This window comes from Paenibacillus sp. FSL E2-0151 (assembly GCF_037993015.1).
Lineage (GTDB): Bacteria > Bacillota > Bacilli > Paenibacillales > Paenibacillaceae > Paenibacillus > Paenibacillus amylolyticus.
This window is the reverse complement of sequence record NZ_CP150308.1, coordinates 388,481-404,368: the sequence shown is the minus strand read 5'-3', so window position 1 is coordinate 404,368 and position 15,888 is coordinate 388,481. Positions and strand designations below refer to the sequence as shown.

7 protein-coding genes, 17 tRNA genes and 3 rRNA genes are annotated in these 15,888 nt (G+C 48.4%); 4 read left to right on the top strand and 23 right to left on the bottom strand.

The features are described from left to right. Positions 1-41: 41 nt before the first annotated feature. Together MHI55_RS02060 and MHI55_RS02055 are read right to left on the bottom strand one after the other, a co-directional pair. Positions 42-1,115: an ABC transporter substrate-binding protein gene (locus MHI55_RS02060; RefSeq protein WP_339190239.1), complete on the bottom strand. Its 1,074-nt coding sequence runs from the start codon at positions 1,113-1,115 to the stop codon at positions 42-44. 70 nt (positions 1,116-1,185) lie between these two features. Continuing rightward, positions 1,186-2,202 carry an ABC transporter ATP-binding protein gene (locus MHI55_RS02055; protein ID WP_340388549.1) on the bottom strand — a complete coding sequence of 339 codons (1,017 nt, stop codon included), beginning with the start codon at positions 2,200-2,202 and terminating at the stop codon, positions 1,186-1,188. A 368-nt stretch (positions 2,203-2,570) separates the two neighbouring features. Between MHI55_RS02055 and MHI55_RS02050 the strand changes: the two genes are divergently transcribed. The 4 genes from MHI55_RS02050 to MHI55_RS02035 all read left to right on the top strand — a co-directional run bounded on the left by MHI55_RS02050 (position 2,571) and on the right by MHI55_RS02035 (position 7,688). Further along, the gene (locus tag MHI55_RS02050; RefSeq protein WP_036616479.1) at positions 2,571-3,479 is read left to right on the top strand and encodes a LysR family transcriptional regulator; all 909 of its coding nucleotides are present in this window, start codon (positions 2,571-2,573) and stop codon (positions 3,477-3,479) included. Positions 3,480-3,626: 147 nt separating this feature from the next. Continuing rightward, positions 3,627-4,487 carry a hypothetical protein gene (locus tag MHI55_RS02045; RefSeq protein ID WP_036616478.1) on the top strand — a complete coding sequence of 287 codons (861 nt, stop codon included), beginning with the start codon at positions 3,627-3,629 and terminating at the stop codon, positions 4,485-4,487. Positions 4,488-4,861: 374 nt separating this feature from the next. Continuing rightward, complete coding sequence (locus tag MHI55_RS02040; RefSeq protein ID WP_340388548.1) at positions 4,862-6,544, top strand: helix-turn-helix domain-containing protein; 1,683 nt, start codon at positions 4,862-4,864, stop codon at positions 6,542-6,544. 94 nt (positions 6,545-6,638) lie between these two features. Continuing rightward, the gene (locus MHI55_RS02035) at positions 6,639-7,688 is read left to right on the top strand and encodes an ABC transporter substrate-binding protein (RefSeq protein WP_340388545.1); all 1,050 of its coding nucleotides are present in this window, start codon (positions 6,639-6,641) and stop codon (positions 7,686-7,688) included. A 223-nt stretch (positions 7,689-7,911) separates the two neighbouring features. On the opposite strand, the gene MHI55_RS02030 is transcribed toward MHI55_RS02035, so the two are convergent. The 21 genes from MHI55_RS02030 to MHI55_RS01930 all read right to left on the bottom strand — a co-directional run bounded on the left by MHI55_RS02030 (position 7,912) and on the right by MHI55_RS01930 (position 15,339). Continuing rightward, positions 7,912-8,517 (bottom strand): short chain dehydrogenase, encoded by a 606-nt coding sequence (locus tag MHI55_RS02030; protein ID WP_036672991.1) that lies wholly within the window; start codon positions 8,515-8,517, stop codon positions 7,912-7,914. Between the two features lie 184 nt (positions 8,518-8,701). Further along, a tRNA-Gly gene (locus tag MHI55_RS02025) sits at positions 8,702-8,772 on the bottom strand. Between the two features lie 12 nt (positions 8,773-8,784). Next, positions 8,785-8,858 (bottom strand) — tRNA-Pro (locus MHI55_RS02020). Between the two features lie 16 nt (positions 8,859-8,874). Then, a tRNA-Arg gene (locus MHI55_RS02015) sits at positions 8,875-8,951 on the bottom strand. 6 nt (positions 8,952-8,957) lie between these two features. Next, positions 8,958-9,032 (bottom strand) — tRNA-Gly (locus MHI55_RS02010). Between the two features lie 8 nt (positions 9,033-9,040). Beyond that, positions 9,041-9,127 (bottom strand) — tRNA-Leu (locus MHI55_RS02005). 9 nt (positions 9,128-9,136) lie between these two features. After that, positions 9,137-9,212 (bottom strand) — tRNA-Lys (locus MHI55_RS02000). A gap of 9 nt (positions 9,213-9,221) precedes the next feature. Further along, a tRNA-Gln gene (locus tag MHI55_RS01995) sits at positions 9,222-9,296 on the bottom strand. Positions 9,297-9,307: 11 nt separating this feature from the next. After that, positions 9,308-9,383: transfer RNA gene (locus MHI55_RS01990), tRNA-His, on the bottom strand. A 97-nt stretch (positions 9,384-9,480) separates the two neighbouring features. Beyond that, positions 9,481-9,556 (bottom strand) — tRNA-Thr (locus MHI55_RS01985). Positions 9,557-9,579: 23 nt separating this feature from the next. Next, a tRNA-Asp gene (locus MHI55_RS01980) sits at positions 9,580-9,657 on the bottom strand. Positions 9,658-9,684: 27 nt separating this feature from the next. Then, positions 9,685-9,758: transfer RNA gene (locus MHI55_RS01975), tRNA-Met, on the bottom strand. 17 nt (positions 9,759-9,775) lie between these two features. Continuing rightward, a tRNA-Val gene (locus MHI55_RS01970) sits at positions 9,776-9,851 on the bottom strand. Positions 9,852-9,857: 6 nt separating this feature from the next. Then, positions 9,858-9,929 (bottom strand) — tRNA-Glu (locus MHI55_RS01965). A 15-nt stretch (positions 9,930-9,944) separates the two neighbouring features. Beyond that, positions 9,945-10,036 (bottom strand) — tRNA-Ser (locus MHI55_RS01960). Between the two features lie 3 nt (positions 10,037-10,039). Continuing rightward, a tRNA-Asn gene (locus MHI55_RS01955) sits at positions 10,040-10,115 on the bottom strand. Between the two features lies 1 nt (position 10,116). Beyond that, a tRNA-Ala gene (locus tag MHI55_RS01950) sits at positions 10,117-10,192 on the bottom strand. Between the two features lie 33 nt (positions 10,193-10,225). Continuing rightward, positions 10,226-10,299: transfer RNA gene (locus MHI55_RS01945), tRNA-Ile, on the bottom strand. Positions 10,300-10,358: 59 nt separating this feature from the next. Next, a 5S ribosomal RNA gene (gene rrf, locus MHI55_RS01940) occupies positions 10,359-10,475 on the bottom strand. A gap of 76 nt (positions 10,476-10,551) precedes the next feature. Beyond that, positions 10,552-13,477 (bottom strand): 23S ribosomal RNA (locus MHI55_RS01935). Positions 13,478-13,786: 309 nt separating this feature from the next. After that, positions 13,787-15,339, bottom strand: a 16S ribosomal RNA gene (locus tag MHI55_RS01930). The 16S, 23S and 5S rRNA genes sit together here with 17 tRNA genes alongside, the layout of an rRNA operon. Between the last annotated feature and the right edge of the window lie 549 nt (positions 15,340-15,888).

The window sequence follows — 15,888 nt, the reverse complement described above, 5'->3', positions numbered from 1 at the left end:
CAGGTATTCCTTTTGCCTAATTGTCTCTATACTTGTTCTTCTTACTTAAAAGTCTCGGAAAAACGTGCCGCTGTCTCTTCGCCATGTTCGCTCATCCAGTTCCAATCCACTTTAAGTTGTGGAATATCCTTCACATTGGCACGGTTAGTCGCTTCAATGTCTTCGCGGCCCGGAATCAGATAAGCATCTGCAACAAGCTTCTGTGCTTCATCGGACAACAGGTAGTCAATGAACGCTTTGGCGTTCTCTACATTTGGACTGGATTTCAGAATCGCTGCCGGTCTTGGGCTGATTACCGTGCCTTCCTCAGGATATACGATATCCAGTGGTTCGCCTTTTGCCTTGGAGGAATACGCCATGTAGTCCACACCTGCTGCTACGATGCTTTTGGCACCCGTAATGACTGGATCAAGTGCTTCCTGATTGGCACCTGCCATCGCTACACCATTAGCTTTATAGGCGCTCAACAGATCCCATCCTTTTTCACCATTCGCACTCAGGTATCCTGTGATGAAGTCGAGTGCTGAACCTGATAATGTAGGGTCGGGAATGTTTACTGCATCTTTCCACGCAGGCGTAGCCAGCTCTGCCCAACTTGTTGGTGGTGTAGATACCAGTTTGGTGTTATACACAATGCCCAGTGCGGAAGCACTGCTGCTAAAATAGTTGCCCTCTGCATCCGACCAATCCTTGTTCAGCTTGTCTGCATTGGCTGCTTCAGGGTATGGCATAGTCAGTCCATCGGCTTTCAGAGCCTGTGCGGAAGGTAAAGAGGCCAGGATCACAACGTCTGCAACCGGATTGGATTTCTCAGCTTCCATACGAGCCAGAATTTTTCCTGTCGTTCCCTGGAACATCTCAACTTCGATCCCTGTTTTGTCTGTAAATCCGCTCACGATGTTATCTGCCAGCTTCTGTGGGCCAGCACTGTACAAGACCAACTTGCCGCCAGCTGGTTTCGTTGTTTCCGCCGCTGCTGCCGTGTTTCCTTCGCCCGCGGGTTGTGCCGCGTTGCCTGTGGTCGAGTTCCCTGTACTACATCCGAACAAACTGATACTCATTACCGCTGTCAATAACAGCATTGCGCTCTTTTTTCGTGTGTTCATACCCAACATATTCGTCCATCTCCCCTGGTTTCTTATAAAATGTGTACTTCTGCTTCCAACTGCGTGCTTGTTCAACAATCTAATATGCCACTGCGATCGCTTCGTTCTGCTTCATACTCGGGTGGTCATAACCGTCCATTCGGCATATCCGCTCAGGGGTTACATAGAGCTGCACCCGCTCCCCTACGCGCACCCTTTGGTTCATATAGGCTGTCCATATGCCCAGCCCTTCCATCTGCACTCGTACTTCATATCGTTCACCTACATAGCTGACACTAAGTACCGTCCCCGGATAACACAGATCATCATGACCTGTTTTGTTCCAGGTGACATGCTCTGGACGCACCATCGATTGATTAGGCGTGAGCCAGTTGGACTTTCCGATAAACGAAGCGACATACGGATCACTTGGCGCCGAGTAGATCGTTTCCGGGCTTCCCTTTTGCAATATCCGCCCCTTCTGCATCACCACAATCTCATCTGACATCGACATCGCTTCAATCTGATCATGTGTGACGTACAGCGCAGTCAATCCCATGTCCCGAACCAGCGACATCATCTCAATCCGCATCTCTTCCCGGAGTACAGCATCCAGTGCACTTAGTGGCTCATCGAACAGGATCACACCAGGTCTGACCGCTACGGCTCTGGCAAAAGCAACCCGTTGCTGCTGTCCACCAGACAGCTGATGAGGATATCGATCTTCCATGCCTTCCAGGCGAACCATGCCAAGTGCTTCGTTCACCTTTCGCCGCAGATCGGATTTCTGTTTTCCGGCCTTCAGCCCAAACGCTACATTTTCGTATACGGTCATATGCGGCCATAATGCAAAATCCTGAAACACCATGCCCAGATTACGCTTGTGTGTTGGTATGTCAATCCGCTTCGCCGCAGAGTAGATACACTGACCATCTGCACGAATCTCCCCCGCGTCAGGCTGTTCCAGCCCGGCCAACATGCGCAGCAGTGTTGTTTTGCCACAGCCGGATGGGCCGAGCAGGGTCGTGAACTTTCCATGTTCAAGCGTTAGATCTGTTGGCAGCAGTGCGGGTGTTTGATTAAATGATTTTTGAATTCCTGCCATCTCTAATTTCATAAGCATCCCTGCCTGTCTTCTGTTACTTGATCTCTTGCACTGTTCTCAGTCTAACGTCCGCTTTCGCGAGTTGTATCTCTTGTATGTAAAATTGGAATTAACTTTTTAGATGAATTCTGTTGATGTTCATAGATTAAATCTATATTAGGTGAACTAAATTAATTTTCATGTTGTCGCTTCGATTACAGCACCATCTTCCGATCGCTGTTATCCCCAGATTTCTTATATTCCCTTTATGAAGGGAGAAATCCGGGGATAAAGGCGAACGCTTCGCTTCTTCAGATTGGTTCTGTACTCTCCGTCTTTATGAAAAACATTAGATCATCTTATATATTGGGGCTAGTAGAAGTGAGAGGAGTGTCGGGACATTGAATCTGATCAAATTGCAAATTGTTGAACTGATCGACAAGCATCATCACATGACAAGCGTGGCCGAGTTACTGGGGATCAAGCAACCCACCGTTACATTTCATATGAAGTCATTGGAGGAAGAGATGGGCGTGCGATTATTCGAATCGCGTAGTGGAAAGACCTTTTTAACCGAAGCCGGACAGGCTTTGCTCCACTATTCTGTCAAAATCAATGCTCTGACCCAAGAGGCAAGGCGGGTCGTAAAGGAATATGACAGTCTCTATCGGGGCACCCTGCACATTGGAGCAAGCTATGTACCGGCTACATATTTGCTGCCCACCATACTCAACACCTTTTCTCAGGAATTCCCGGGCATTCGTATTGTCTTATCCGTCAAACCATCACCTGTTATTCGCGAGATGCTGATTCGGCATCAGATTGATCTGGGGGTGATCTCTTCCGAGCCATTTGTTGGCCCTGCCCTGCAAGCTGAGACGCTGTGTGAAGACGATTTAGTATTGATCTGTTCTCCACAACATGGATTGGCCCAGAAGGATGCATTAACACCTGATCATATCGCGCAGATTCCTTTTGCCTTACATGGCAATGAATCCAGTACACGGCGGCTAACCAATCAATGGCTTGCGCAACATGATATTCGTTTGCGGAGTACCGTGGAGATGGATTCCCTGGAAGCGATCAAACAGCTCGTGTTAATCGGAGGGCATGTCTCATTCATGTCTCGGATGGCGGTACAATGGGAGGAACAGCAGGGGCTCATTCAAGTTCTTCCCATTCCGGGAGAGCAGGCACCGCGCCATATCTATACAGTACATAACAAGGACCGCCACCCTTCCGTTCAGGTAAACCGATTCAAAGAAGTGCTGCGAGAGGTGAGTCACGGCTTCCCCATTTTCCATGGCTGATTGCCCTGATCCGCTATAAACTATCGTTTGCCATTCATCAAATCTATGCAGGGTTAACGCAATGTGCGCTTCCCTTTAATCGCTTTCATATATTCGGGCGATAAAGTGGGATCTGTACGTTAATCCAGATTAGGAGAGTGATTGGTTTTGAAAAAGTGGAAAAAGGTAACCGCCTCATTGATGCTGAGCATCGTAACATTGGGAAGTGGAATGACATTTCTGGGAGCACCCCAGGCTTCAGCTGCTGCCAATGCCGTTCCTGCATATGAAGTAAAGTTTCTGGCCAAGCCGGAACTTGTATTGAATACAGATGGGACACCACGCAGTGAAGTGATCCAGACACTCGGCCTAAATTCCACGCCAAGAAATATTAACGTAGAGTACTTCGACACCAATGCTCTCGGATTGGATCAACAAGGATGGAACGTTCGTTTTCGCAAAAAGGATGATAAAAATAACTACGAATTGACTTATAAAAAACGCTACCCTGTGATCAATGGCGATATCAACGCAGCGCTGACTCTGGCTAACCAAGAGGGATTTGATAAATCGGATGATAACTACGAGGCTGAAATTGATTGGGGATACGGCAAACAGACGCTGAGCTTCTCCAACACCAAAAAAGTCGATACCAAAGCGACAGGAGTCCAACTTCCTTCCCAGCAAGAAGCCTTGAACATGTTACTGGACAAGCTTCCGGGCAAATTGAAAAACTGGTCTGCCTCCAACTGGGGCAAGCAGCAATTGACTCAATCCCGTGCATATGGTCCAATCACATTCCAACGATATGAAGGTACATGGAGTGGTCAAGAGCTTACACTCGAAGTATGGCCGATCCGTGACGCAGCAGGTACAGGTATTGAGAATATCGTAGAGGTTTCTTTCAAAACCGATGATACTGTAGCCGTATCCGGACTGCGTACCCAACTGTTGCAGTTGCTGGAGAACAACAACTGGCTGATTCCGGCTGATGGCTTGAAGACACAGACGATTCTGGAAAGATACTAATCGCAAGCTCTAATTAAAAAGACAAGTTCCTCTTCCTGCGGACATCGTAGGAGAGGGGCTTGTCTTTTTTTGCGTAGTGAATTAAATGATCTGTTATTTAAGTAATTCTACGATTAACATCAGTTAAGATTTTCATTAATTATTCGCTCAACGGTTTAGATGATGGGAACTATGTATTGGCTATTTTCCAACTCGGTAACCTATTTCAATTCAAGTTATAGTGGAGAGTTACGCGGTTCAATGATTAGAATTCGCTATTTCATTTTCATATTATCATATGGACTTCTTATTTGTATGACAATATGCGATAATTGATAATTATTCTCAAACACATCATATGTAATGTTACTATCGTAAGTTAAGGAGGGATTCTGGTGACTTTGCAAGTCTTTCCACTGATATCTAACGGTGACCATACCCGTGACCTATATGCAAGATTCAAGACATCCGAAGTTCTCGATCAAGCGTCTTTTCTTGCCCCATTCGTATTAACGGATTCACATCTTCTGCTCATCTGTACTGGCGGTGAAGGCAATATCCGTATTGGGCATAGACAAAATCATGCCACACTCGGCAAAATGTATCTGATCCTGCCAGGAACAGCGATAGAATATACACCGGATGAGGTTCATCCTTTACAGGGCATAGCGATATATTTTGATATGTTGAAGCCTCTCTCCGACATCAATAAAGCTACTTCCGGATCTACTGTAATGGAGGTATACCAAAAAGGGTTACTTCGTTCGGCTTATGCCGATGAGTTACCGCATGAACTTTTTCAGGAATGTACCAGAATTGCCTCACAGCTCCATGAATGCATCTCTGTACCTCAAGAAAATCGTCCATTTCGTATTCAGACTTTGATGCATGAATTGTTAACCCATGTGTATGCTCCTCCCAAAGAAAGTGCAATAGGAGATTCCGAACACACCTCTGCTTTGGATCAAACGCTTGAACTTATTGAGCTTGGATATGCTGAGCATCTTTCTCGGGAAGTTCTTGCCGGAGTGGCAGGCATGAGTGTATGGCACTATTCGCGGGTATTCAAAAACCGCACTGGCATCAGTCCCATGGAATACGTGAATAGCATCCGCATGGACCGAGCCAAAGAGATGTTGCTCGTCCCCGGCCAAACCATCAAACATATCGCCTCACAGGTTGGTTTTCAGGACGAGTTTTACTTTAGTCGCAAATTCAAAAAATATGTTGGCGTGTCTCCCTCCACCTATCAGCGGCAGAAACGCAGCAAAATTGCGGCTCTCTCCTTCGGAACCACTGGCCATCTGCTGGCATTACAGATCATCCCCCATGCGGCATTGATCGATAACCGACGGGATCAACACAGGAATCTGTTTTTCTCGAATATCCCTTATCATCTGGGACGTAGCAAACGAATGCATCCTCATATCTGGCAAACCAACGTTGAGTTGTTGATGCAAGCGAGCCCTGACCTCATACTCTGTAATGAGTACGAAGCCCATACGTTAAAAAGAACGCTGCAGCGAATTGCGCCTACCATCGTTATCCCATGGAAAGGATTGAGCTGGCGGGAACACTTCATACAAGTTGCCTCCATTGTGGGACAGCAACAAGATGCTCAGCAGTGGTTGGAGCAGTATGATGACAAAGTAACCCATGCCAAAGAAATGCTTAGTCATCTCATCGGTAAGGATACGGTCTCCATCATTCATATCATGATGGGTCATCTGTTAATCTACGGGCGACGCAATGGGGGCGCTGTTCTATATAACGACCTGGGCGTGTCCCCTTCACACGATCTGCTTCCAGGGCAAGTCTATCGTGCATTGGATGAACAGGAGTTGCCTCAAATGGTTGGAGATCGCATGTTACTGATTGTGGACCAGGACTCAGAATCCCAGCAACGTTGGCATAAACTACAACATACTCAGCTATGGCAACAATTGATGCCCGTGCAGAACCAACATGTATATCTGCTAGATGAAATGCCTTGGTTGGATTATTCACCGTATGCTCATGATCAGATCATCGATGAAACCCTGAAACTTTTTGGTGGAACTCAGCACATTAATCCATGACCGGATAGCACAGAAGGCTATGTCTCCCCCAACATGAGACCGCTACAATATATAGTGTACTGAGAATCAATATCATTAGAAACACAGGGGGATTATGATGTACAAACAGCATTATGTCAAAATAACGGGGATACTGTTCATACTCGCCATGTTACTTGTTGCGTGTGGGCAGACACCTGCAAGCACTTCGCAGCCATCTGCAGATGGCGTAAAATCAGCTGCGGGGACAGATGGGGACTCATCCACTGAATCAGCTACTAAGACCGTGGAGAGCGCCAGTGGCAGCAAAGAAATCCCGGCACATCCCGAACGGATTGTGTCCATTAATATGGAGGACATTCTCCTCTCCTTGGAGGTACCACTGGTACTTGCTACACCTATTGGTCGGCAAGATTACCTGAATGAGCAACTTGAAGCTCAAGGCGTGGATGTCGAACCCATCAATGAAAGTGTCAATTTTGAAGCTGTAGTCAGCGCCAATCCGGACCTCATTATTGCCAATGCCAGTTTGGATGCCAAAATTCTCGAACAACTCGAGAAGATCGCGCCTACGATCACTTATGATCGCCGTAATTGGCAGGAATCTATCGTGCAGGTAGCTACTGCGCTGGATATTGAAGAGCGGGCTGAACAGCTTTTACAAAAAAATAAAGACCAAGTAACTGAAGCTCAGAAGCTCGCAGCCGATATCACCAAGACCAAACCTACAGCTGCATTCCTGCGCCTGGAAGAGAAGGATATGCGTTTGTTCTTCTCTTCCATTCCATCCACGCCATTTCCAGCTTCCAGTTATGTAGGAGCGGGTTATGAGGTTGGATTCACTCCCGATGCTCTCGTTACCAAACTCGAGGCAGAGAACCCGGATCGGATGAATGCCAGTATCTCGGTAGAACTTTTGCCTGAAATCAAAGCAGACTATCTGTTTATCGTGTCCATTAGCTCAGATGGGTCAGCTGAAGCGTTGCAAAAAACAAAAGATGAACTCAATGAAATCCAGCAACTCCAAGTATGGAAAAGCCTACCCGCTGTCCAAAATGGTCATGTCTATGTCCTCAATGCTAAGAAATGGCTCATTGACGGCCCCATTGCCGAATCGCTCAAACGTAATGAAATGCTCGAAGTTCTTGGACTACCTGCCCCATAATAGTCAATATACCTCTGTTTCATTCACAACAAACAAAAGGAGATCTACCGAAAATCCGGTGAATCTCCTTTTGTTTTAATATTTCAAATGGCCTCATTCAGTTCTGTTTCATGAAAAATCATTCTACATGCTTAACAGCTAAATGTATTTCATGTACACCTTTCTCATCCTGCAATTAATTAGGGATAGGTAATCATCAAAATCATATATAACTTTCCGGCTTTTAATATATTTTAAAATTTTGGGCTGTTTCAATCCCAAGTGCACTCTGGATAAACGTATTAGCCACTTTCTCTACAGGTACAGGATTAAATCCAATAAAGAAATCCTTATATTTTTCCGCAGACTCTACAAACAGATTAGGACTAACCGAATTCAAACGAATGCCTCTTGGTAACTCAAACGCTGCCGCTTTGGCAAACGAATCAATAGCCCCATTGACCATAGCACTTGATGCACCTTGCTCAATAGGGTGGTCTTGTATAATGCCACTGACCAGCGTGAAACTCCCCTTGTCGTTAATATAGTGCTGTCCAATCAATACGATATTGACCTGTCCAAGCAGTTTACCCTGCACACTAATCATATTGTTCTCAGGTGTCAGTTCTTCGAGTTTCGCATAATGGGTCTGGCCCGCCGCCACAATGACGTAATCAATATTTCTCACCGTTTCGAAGAGGGTAGTAATACTCTCTGTCGACGTCATATCCACCTGAACATCCCCGGATTGTCTACCTGCTGTAATAACCTCAACGGAATAATCTTTCAGTTTCGCAACAACGGCTTTACCTAATGTTCCGTTTCCACCAATGACCAGAGCTCTTTTCATTACTGTTTGTCCTCCTTTATAAACAAATACGGTTAATCAGATACGAATTGTTCTATTTATTTAAACAAAGATTCCATCCTTAATCAAATGACAATTGACCCTATTTTAAATAAATTACACTTATTCTTTTTAACACAAAAAAAGCCTTTGCTATAAGCAAAGGCTCTTCTATATGTTACTAGGAAGCGGGTGATGGGAATCGAACCCACGCTATTAGCTTGGAAGGCTAAAGTTCTACCATTGAACTACACCCGCAAATAAAAAAAATCGGGATGACACGATTTGAACATGCGACCCCCTGGTCCCAAACCAGGTGCTCTACCAAGCTGAGCTACATCCCGATACTTATGAGAATAATGGCGCGCCCTGAGAGATTCGAACTCCCGGCCTTTTGATTCGTAGTCAAACGCTCTATCCAGCTGAGCTAAGGGCGCAAATATTGGAGCGGAAGACGGGAATCGAACCCGCGACCCTCGCCTTGGCAAGGCGATGCTCTACCGCTGAGCCACTTCCGCAAAACATATGGTGCGGTCGAGAGGACTCGAACCTCCACGGGGGTTAGCCCACACGGACCTGAACCGTGCGCGTCTGCCAATTCCGCCACGACCGCAAAATATAATGGTGAGTCATGAAGGGCTCGAACCTTCGACACCCTGATTAAAAGTCAGGTGCTCTACCAACTGAGCTAATGACTCGTAATGAAATGGCTGGGGATATAGGATTTGAACCTATGCATGACGGAGTCAAAGTCCGTTGCCTTACCGCTTGGCTAATCCCCATTAAAAAATCATGGGGCGATCGAGGGGAATTGAACCCCCGAATGCCGGATCCACAAACCGGTGCGTTAACCACTTCGCCACGACCGCCATAGAGTAAGCCATTCATCCACTAAGAGAATCTTAGTATTAACAATTTTACTTGTAATATACATTCTATCACAAATTCAGATGTAAATACTAAAAATGGTGCCGGCGAGAGGACTTGAACCCCCAACCTACTGATTACAAGTCAGTTGCTCTACCAGTTGAGCTACACCGGCACGGTGTATATTTAATTAAAAAATGGCGGAACCGACGGGATTCGAACCCGCGATCTCCTGCGTGACAGGCAGGCATGTTAGGCCAACTACACCACGGTTCCAGATCACTTTCTCAAAGGAAAGTATAATTGCGGGGGCAGGATTTGAACCTGCGGCCTTCGGGTTATGAGCCCGACGAGCTACCGGGCTGCTCCACCCCGCGTCGTTATAAAGTTTATATGGTGGAGGCTGAGGGGATCGAACCCCCGACCCTCTGCTTGTAAGGCAGATGCTCTCCCAGCTGAGCTAAGCCTCCATAATATGACCCGTAGGGGATTCGAACCCCTGTTACCTCCGTGAAAGGGAGGTGTCTTAACCCCTTGACCAACGGGCCTTGCTAAAAAATATCTGGCGGAGAGAGAGGGATTCGAACCCTCGAGACGCTTGTGACGCCTACACGATTTCCAATCGTGCTCCTTCGGCCAGCTCGGACACCTCTCCATATGGCTCCCCGAACAGGGCTCGAACCTGTGACAACTCGATTAACAGTCGAGTGCTCTACCAACTGAGCTATCAGGGAATGGTGGAGCCAAGCGGGATCGAACCGCTGACCTCCTGCTTGCAAGGCAGGCGCTCTCCCAGCTGAGCTATGGCCCCATACACTGTGTATTTCTTGTTGTGGTCTTGCTATGGGCCCTGGTGGACTCGAACCACCGGCCTCACCCTTATCAGAGGTGCGCTCTAACCAACTGAGCTAAGGGCCCTAATATATATCCCTTATTCCTTGGCAAGGGGGGCAAAAAAAATACCCCAAAGGGAAATCGCTTGGCGGCGTCCTACTCTCCCAGGACCCTGCGGTCCAAGTACCATCGGCGCTAGAGGGCTTAACGGTCGTGTTCGGGATGGGTACGTGTGGAACCCCTCCGCCATCGCCACCAAACGCGTAGCTTACATTTCAGAGTTGTTGTTCTCTGAAAACTAGATTCGAAACGAAACATGCGAATTACAACTTGCTATTGGATAAGCCCTCGACCGATTAGTACTGGTCAGCTCCATGCATTGCTGCACTTCCACCCCCAGCCTATCTACCTCGTCGTCTTCAAGGGGTCTTACATACTGGGAAATCTCATCTTGAGGGGGGCTTCACGCTTAGATGCTTTCAGCGTTTATCCCGTCCGTACATAGCTACCCAGCGGTGCTCCTGGCGGAACAACTGGTACACCAGCGGTACGTCCATCCCGGTCCTCTCGTACTAAGGACAGCTCCTCTCAAATTTCCTACGCCCACGACAGATAGGGACCGAACTGTCTCACGACGTTCTGAACCCAGCTCGCGTACCGCTTTAATGGGCGAACAGCCCAACCCTTGGGACCTACTTCAGCCCCAGGATGCGATGAGCCGACATCGAGGTGCCAAACCTCCCCGTCGATGTGGACTCTTGGGGGAGATAAGCCTGTTATCCCCAGGGTAGCTTTTATCCGTTGAGCGATGGCCCTTCCATGCGGTACCACCGGATCACTAAGCCCGACTTTCGTCCCTGCTCGACTTGTAGGTCTCGCAGTCAAGCTCCCTTATGCCTTTGCACTCTTCGAATGATTTCCAACCATTCTGAGGGAACCTTTGGGCGCCTCCGTTACTCTTTAGGAGGCGACCGCCCCAGTCAAACTGCCCACCTGACACTGTCCCCGCACCGGATTACGGTACCAGGTTAGAACCTAGATACGATCAGGGTGGTATCCCAACGTTGCCTCCACGCAAGCTGGCGCTCACGTTTCAAAGGCTCCCACCTATCCTGTACAGATCGTACCCAAATTCAATATCAAGCTGCAGTAAAGCTCCATGGGGTCTTTCCGTCTTGTCGCGGGTAACCTGCATCTTCACAGGTATTAAAATTTCACCGGATCTCTCGTTGAGACAGCGCCCAAGTCGTTACGCCATTCGTGCGGGTCAGAATTTACCTGACAAGGAATTTCGCTACCTTAGGACCGTTATAGTTACGGCCGCCGTTTACTGGGGCTTCGGTTCACAGCTTCGGATTGCTCCTAACCACTCCCCTTAACCTTCCAGCACCGGGCAGGCGTCAGCCCGTATACTTCGCCTTACGGCTTCGCACAGACCTGTGTTTTTGCTAAACAGTCGCTTGGGCCTTTTCACTGCGGCCCCCTCGTGCTATTCACACTACCGGGGCACCCCTTCTCCCGAAGTTACGGGGTCATTTTGCCGAGTTCCTTAACGAGAGTTCTTCCGCGCGCCTTAGAATACTCTTCTCGCCTACCTGTGTCGGTTTGCGGTACGGGCACCATCACCTGGCTAGAGGCTTTTCTTGGCAGTGTGAGATCATGACCTTCGCTACTACAATTTTCGCTCCCCATCACAGCTCAGCCTTACAATGTGCGGATTTGCCTACACATCAGCCTCACTGCTTAGACGGACATCCATCAGTCCGCGTCACTACCCTACTGCGTCCCCCCATTGCTCATAACGGCTTACGGTGGTACAGGAATTTCGACCTGTTGTCCTTCGACTACGCCTTTCGGCCTCGCCTTAGGTCCCGACTTACCCTGAGCGGACGAGCCTTCCTCAGGAACCCTTAGGCTTTCGGCGGATCAGATTCTCACTGATCTTTTCGTTACTCATACCGGCATTCTCACTTGTATAATGTCCAGCGCTCCTTACGGTACACCTTCAACCCTTATACAACGCTCCCCTACCCCTGATGCAAAGCATCAAGCCATAGCTTCGGTGGTGTGTTTAGCCCCGTTACATTTTCGGCGCAGAGTCACTCGACCAGTGAGCTATTACGCACTCTTTCAATGGTGGCTGCTTCTAAGCCAACATCCTGGTTGTCTGTGCAACTCCACATCCTTTCCCACTTAACACACACTTGGGGACCTTAGCTGATGGTCTGGGCTGTTTCCCTTTTGACAATGGATCTTAGCACTCACTGTCTGACTCCCGGAAGTAAGTCTATGGCATTCGGAGTTTGACTGAGCTTGGTAACCCTTGCGGGCCCCGCACCCAATCAGTGCTCTACCTCCACGACTCTGTTTTCCGAGGCTAGCCCTAAAGCTATTTCGGGGAGAACCAGCTATCTCCGAGTTCGATTGGAATTTCTCCGCTACCCCCACCTCATCCCCGCATTTTTCAACATGCGTGGGTTCGGGCCTCCAGTGCGTGTTACCGCACCTTCACCCTGGACAGGGGTAGATCACCCGGTTTCGGGTCTACGTCCACGTACTAAGTCGCCCTATTCAGACTCGCTTTCGCTGCGGCTCCGGCTCTTCACCTTAACCTTGCACGGGAACGTAACTCGCCGGTTCATTCTACAAAAGGCACGCCATCACCCCTAAAACGGGCTCTGACTTTTTGTAAGCACACGGTTTCAGGTTCTATTTCACTCCCCTTCCGGGGTGCTTTTCACCTTTCCCTCACGGTACTGCTTCACTATCGGTCGCTAGGAAGTATTTAGCCTTGGCAGATGGTCCTGCCGGATTCATACGGGGTTTCACGTGCCCCGCACTACTCGGGATCCGTCTCGGAGGGAACAGACTTTCAACTACAGGGCTTTTACCTTCTTTGGCGGGCCTTTCCAGACCTCTTCGCTTAACCGGTTCCTTTGTAACTCCATGTGAGACGTCCCACAACCCCAAAGAGCAAGCTCTTTGGTTTGGGCTTCTCCGCGTTCGCTCGCCGCTACTGACGGAATCACTATTGTTTTCTCTTCCTCAGGGTACTTAGATGTTTCAGTTCCCCTGGTATGCCTCACACTAACCTATGTATTCAGTTAGGTGTAACTGGAAATTACCCCAGCTGGGTTTCCCCATTCGGACACCCCCGGATCAAAGCTTGCTTACAGCTCCCCGAGGCAGTTTCGTTGTTCGCCACGTCCTTCATCGGCTCCTAGCGCCTAGGCATCCTCCGTGTGCTCTTAGTAGCTTAACCATTTTGTTCCGGTTTCGGTCGCTCGCTTCCCTTGTTTTGCTTGCGCAAAGCCAAAAGTCGCTCTCACCCGATACCCTCACAAAAGCAATTTAACTACCTTTATACACTTGACTTGTTTGCACAAGTTCAGCTTAAAGGAATGTTCTAATTCGCGTTTGTTTCGTTTCGATATCTAGTTTTCAAAGAACAAGCTCCATGCAAAAGCAAGCTGTTTGAGAGTTTGAGCTCTCAAAACCGAACAACGAGTGAGTGTTTTGCAGCTAAGCTGCATATTTGAATGTTTCCGTTGCAGGAAACGATTCTCCATAGAAAGGAGGTGATCCAGCCGCACCTTCCGATACGGCTACCTTGTTACGACTTCACCCCAATCATCTATCCCACCTTCGGCGGCTGGCTCCTTGCGGTTACCCCACCGACTTCGGGTGTTATAAACTCTCGTGGTGTGACGGGCGGTGTGTACAAGACCCGGGAACGTATTCACCGCGGCATGCTGATCCGCGATTACTAGCAATTCCGACTTCATGCAGGCGAGTTGCAGCCTGCAATCCGAACTGAGACCGGCTTTGTTGGGATTGGCTCCATCTCGCGATTTCGCAGCCCGTTGTACCGGCCATTGTAGTACGTGTGTAGCCCAGGTCATAAGGGGCATGATGATTTGACGTCATCCCCACCTTCCTCCGGTTTGTCACCGGCAGTCTATCTAGAGTGCCCATCCGAAATGCTGGCAACTAAATATAAGGGTTGCGCTCGTTGCGGGACTTAACCCAACATCTCACGACACGAGCTGACGACAACCATGCACCACCTGTCTCCTCTGTCCCGAAGGAAAGATACATCTCTGCATCGATCAGAGGGATGTCAAGACCTGGTAAGGTTCTTCGCGTTGCTTCGAATTAAACCACATACTCCACTGCTTGTGCGGGTCCCCGTCAATTCCTTTGAGTTTCAGTCTTGCGACCGTACTCCCCAGGCGGAGTGCTTAATGTGTTAACTTCGGCACCAAGGGTATCGAAACCCCTAACACCTAGCACTCATCGTTTACGGCGTGGACTACCAGGGTATCTAATCCTGTTTGCTCCCCACGCTTTCGCGCCTCAGCGTCAGTTACAGCCCAGAGAGTCGCCTTCGCCACTGGTGTTCCTCCACATATCTACGCATTTCACCGCTACACGTGGAATTCCACTCTCCTCTTCTGCACTCAAGTCACCCAGTTTCCAGTGCGATCCGGGGTTGAGCCCCGGGATTAAACACCAGACTTAAATGACCGCCTGCGCGCGCTTTACGCCCAATAATTCCGGACAACGCTTGCCCCCTACGTATTACCGCGGCTGCTGGCACGTAGTTAGCCGGGGCTTTCTTCTCAGGTACCGTCACCTTGAGAGCAGTTACTCTCCCAAGCGTTCTTCCCTGGCAACAGAGCTTTACGATCCGAAAACCTTCATCACTCACGCGGCATTGCTCCGTCAGGCTTTCGCCCATTGCGGAAGATTCCCTACTGCTGCCTCCCGTAGGAGTCTGGGCCGTGTCTCAGTCCCAGTGTGGCCGATCACCCTCTCAGGTCGGCTACGCATCGTCGCCTTGGTGAGCCGTTACCTCACCAACTAGCTAATGCGCCGCAGGCCCATCCCCAAGTGACAGATTGCTCCGTCTTTCCAGTTTCCTTCAGGCGAAGAAAACAATTATTCGGTATTAGCTACCGTTTCCGGTAGTTGTCCCAAACTTGAGGGCAGGTTGCCTACGTGTTACTCACCCGTCCGCCGCTAACTATCAGAGAAGCAAGCTTCTCTTCAAGTCCGCTCGACTTGCATGTATTAGGCATGCCGCCAGCGTTCGTCCTGAGCCAGGATCAAACTCTCCAATAAAGTATTGAAAAGAGCGATAAGCTCATTTTGAATCTGACGAGATTAAAAATCTCATTTGTGCTCCAGCCGATTCAAGCCAAGGCTTGTCTCAAACTTTCGCGTTCATTCTGCAAGCAGAATGTTTACTCACTCGTTGTTCAGTTTTCAAAGATCAAACTTGTTTCGTTACCGAATGTTGTTCTCTTCAGCAACTCTTATATAATATCATGTCCGAACCAACTTTGCAAGCTCTTTTTTTAAGTTTCTTTCGAAGCTTATTTTATTCGCTTGCCGCACCGTGTAAACCGTGTTTTCTTGGCCGGAATTAGAATATACCATGTACAGATTTCAATTGCAAGTTTTTTTTCAATAATGATAATCAACTCACATCATCAGCACAATATGTAATCTGACGCCTGTACATACAAATAACTCTCAGCATCCTTATTACGGTGCTTCTAATATACATATCCATTAAACATAACCAGGGAAGCCACTTCCACTGCGATTGCAGTGGACAATTGATTGTGACTAGCCCTAGTTTTCGGAGATCTCAGTTTTCTTTCCTTC

Coding starts and splice junctions, on each gene's coding strand:
- MHI55_RS02060 (WP_339190239.1), bottom strand. CDS start 1,115: ATGTTGGGTATGAACACACGAAAAAAGAGCGCAATGCTGTTATTGACA.
- MHI55_RS02055 (WP_340388549.1), bottom strand. CDS start 2,202: ATGAAATTAGAGATGGCAGGAATTCAAAAATCATTTAATCAAACACCC.
- MHI55_RS02030 (WP_036672991.1), bottom strand. CDS start 8,517: ATGAAAAGAGCTCTGGTCATTGGTGGAAACGGAACATTAGGTAAAGCC.
- MHI55_RS02035 (WP_340388545.1), top strand. CDS start 6,639: ATGATGTACAAACAGCATTATGTCAAAATAACGGGGATACTGTTCATA.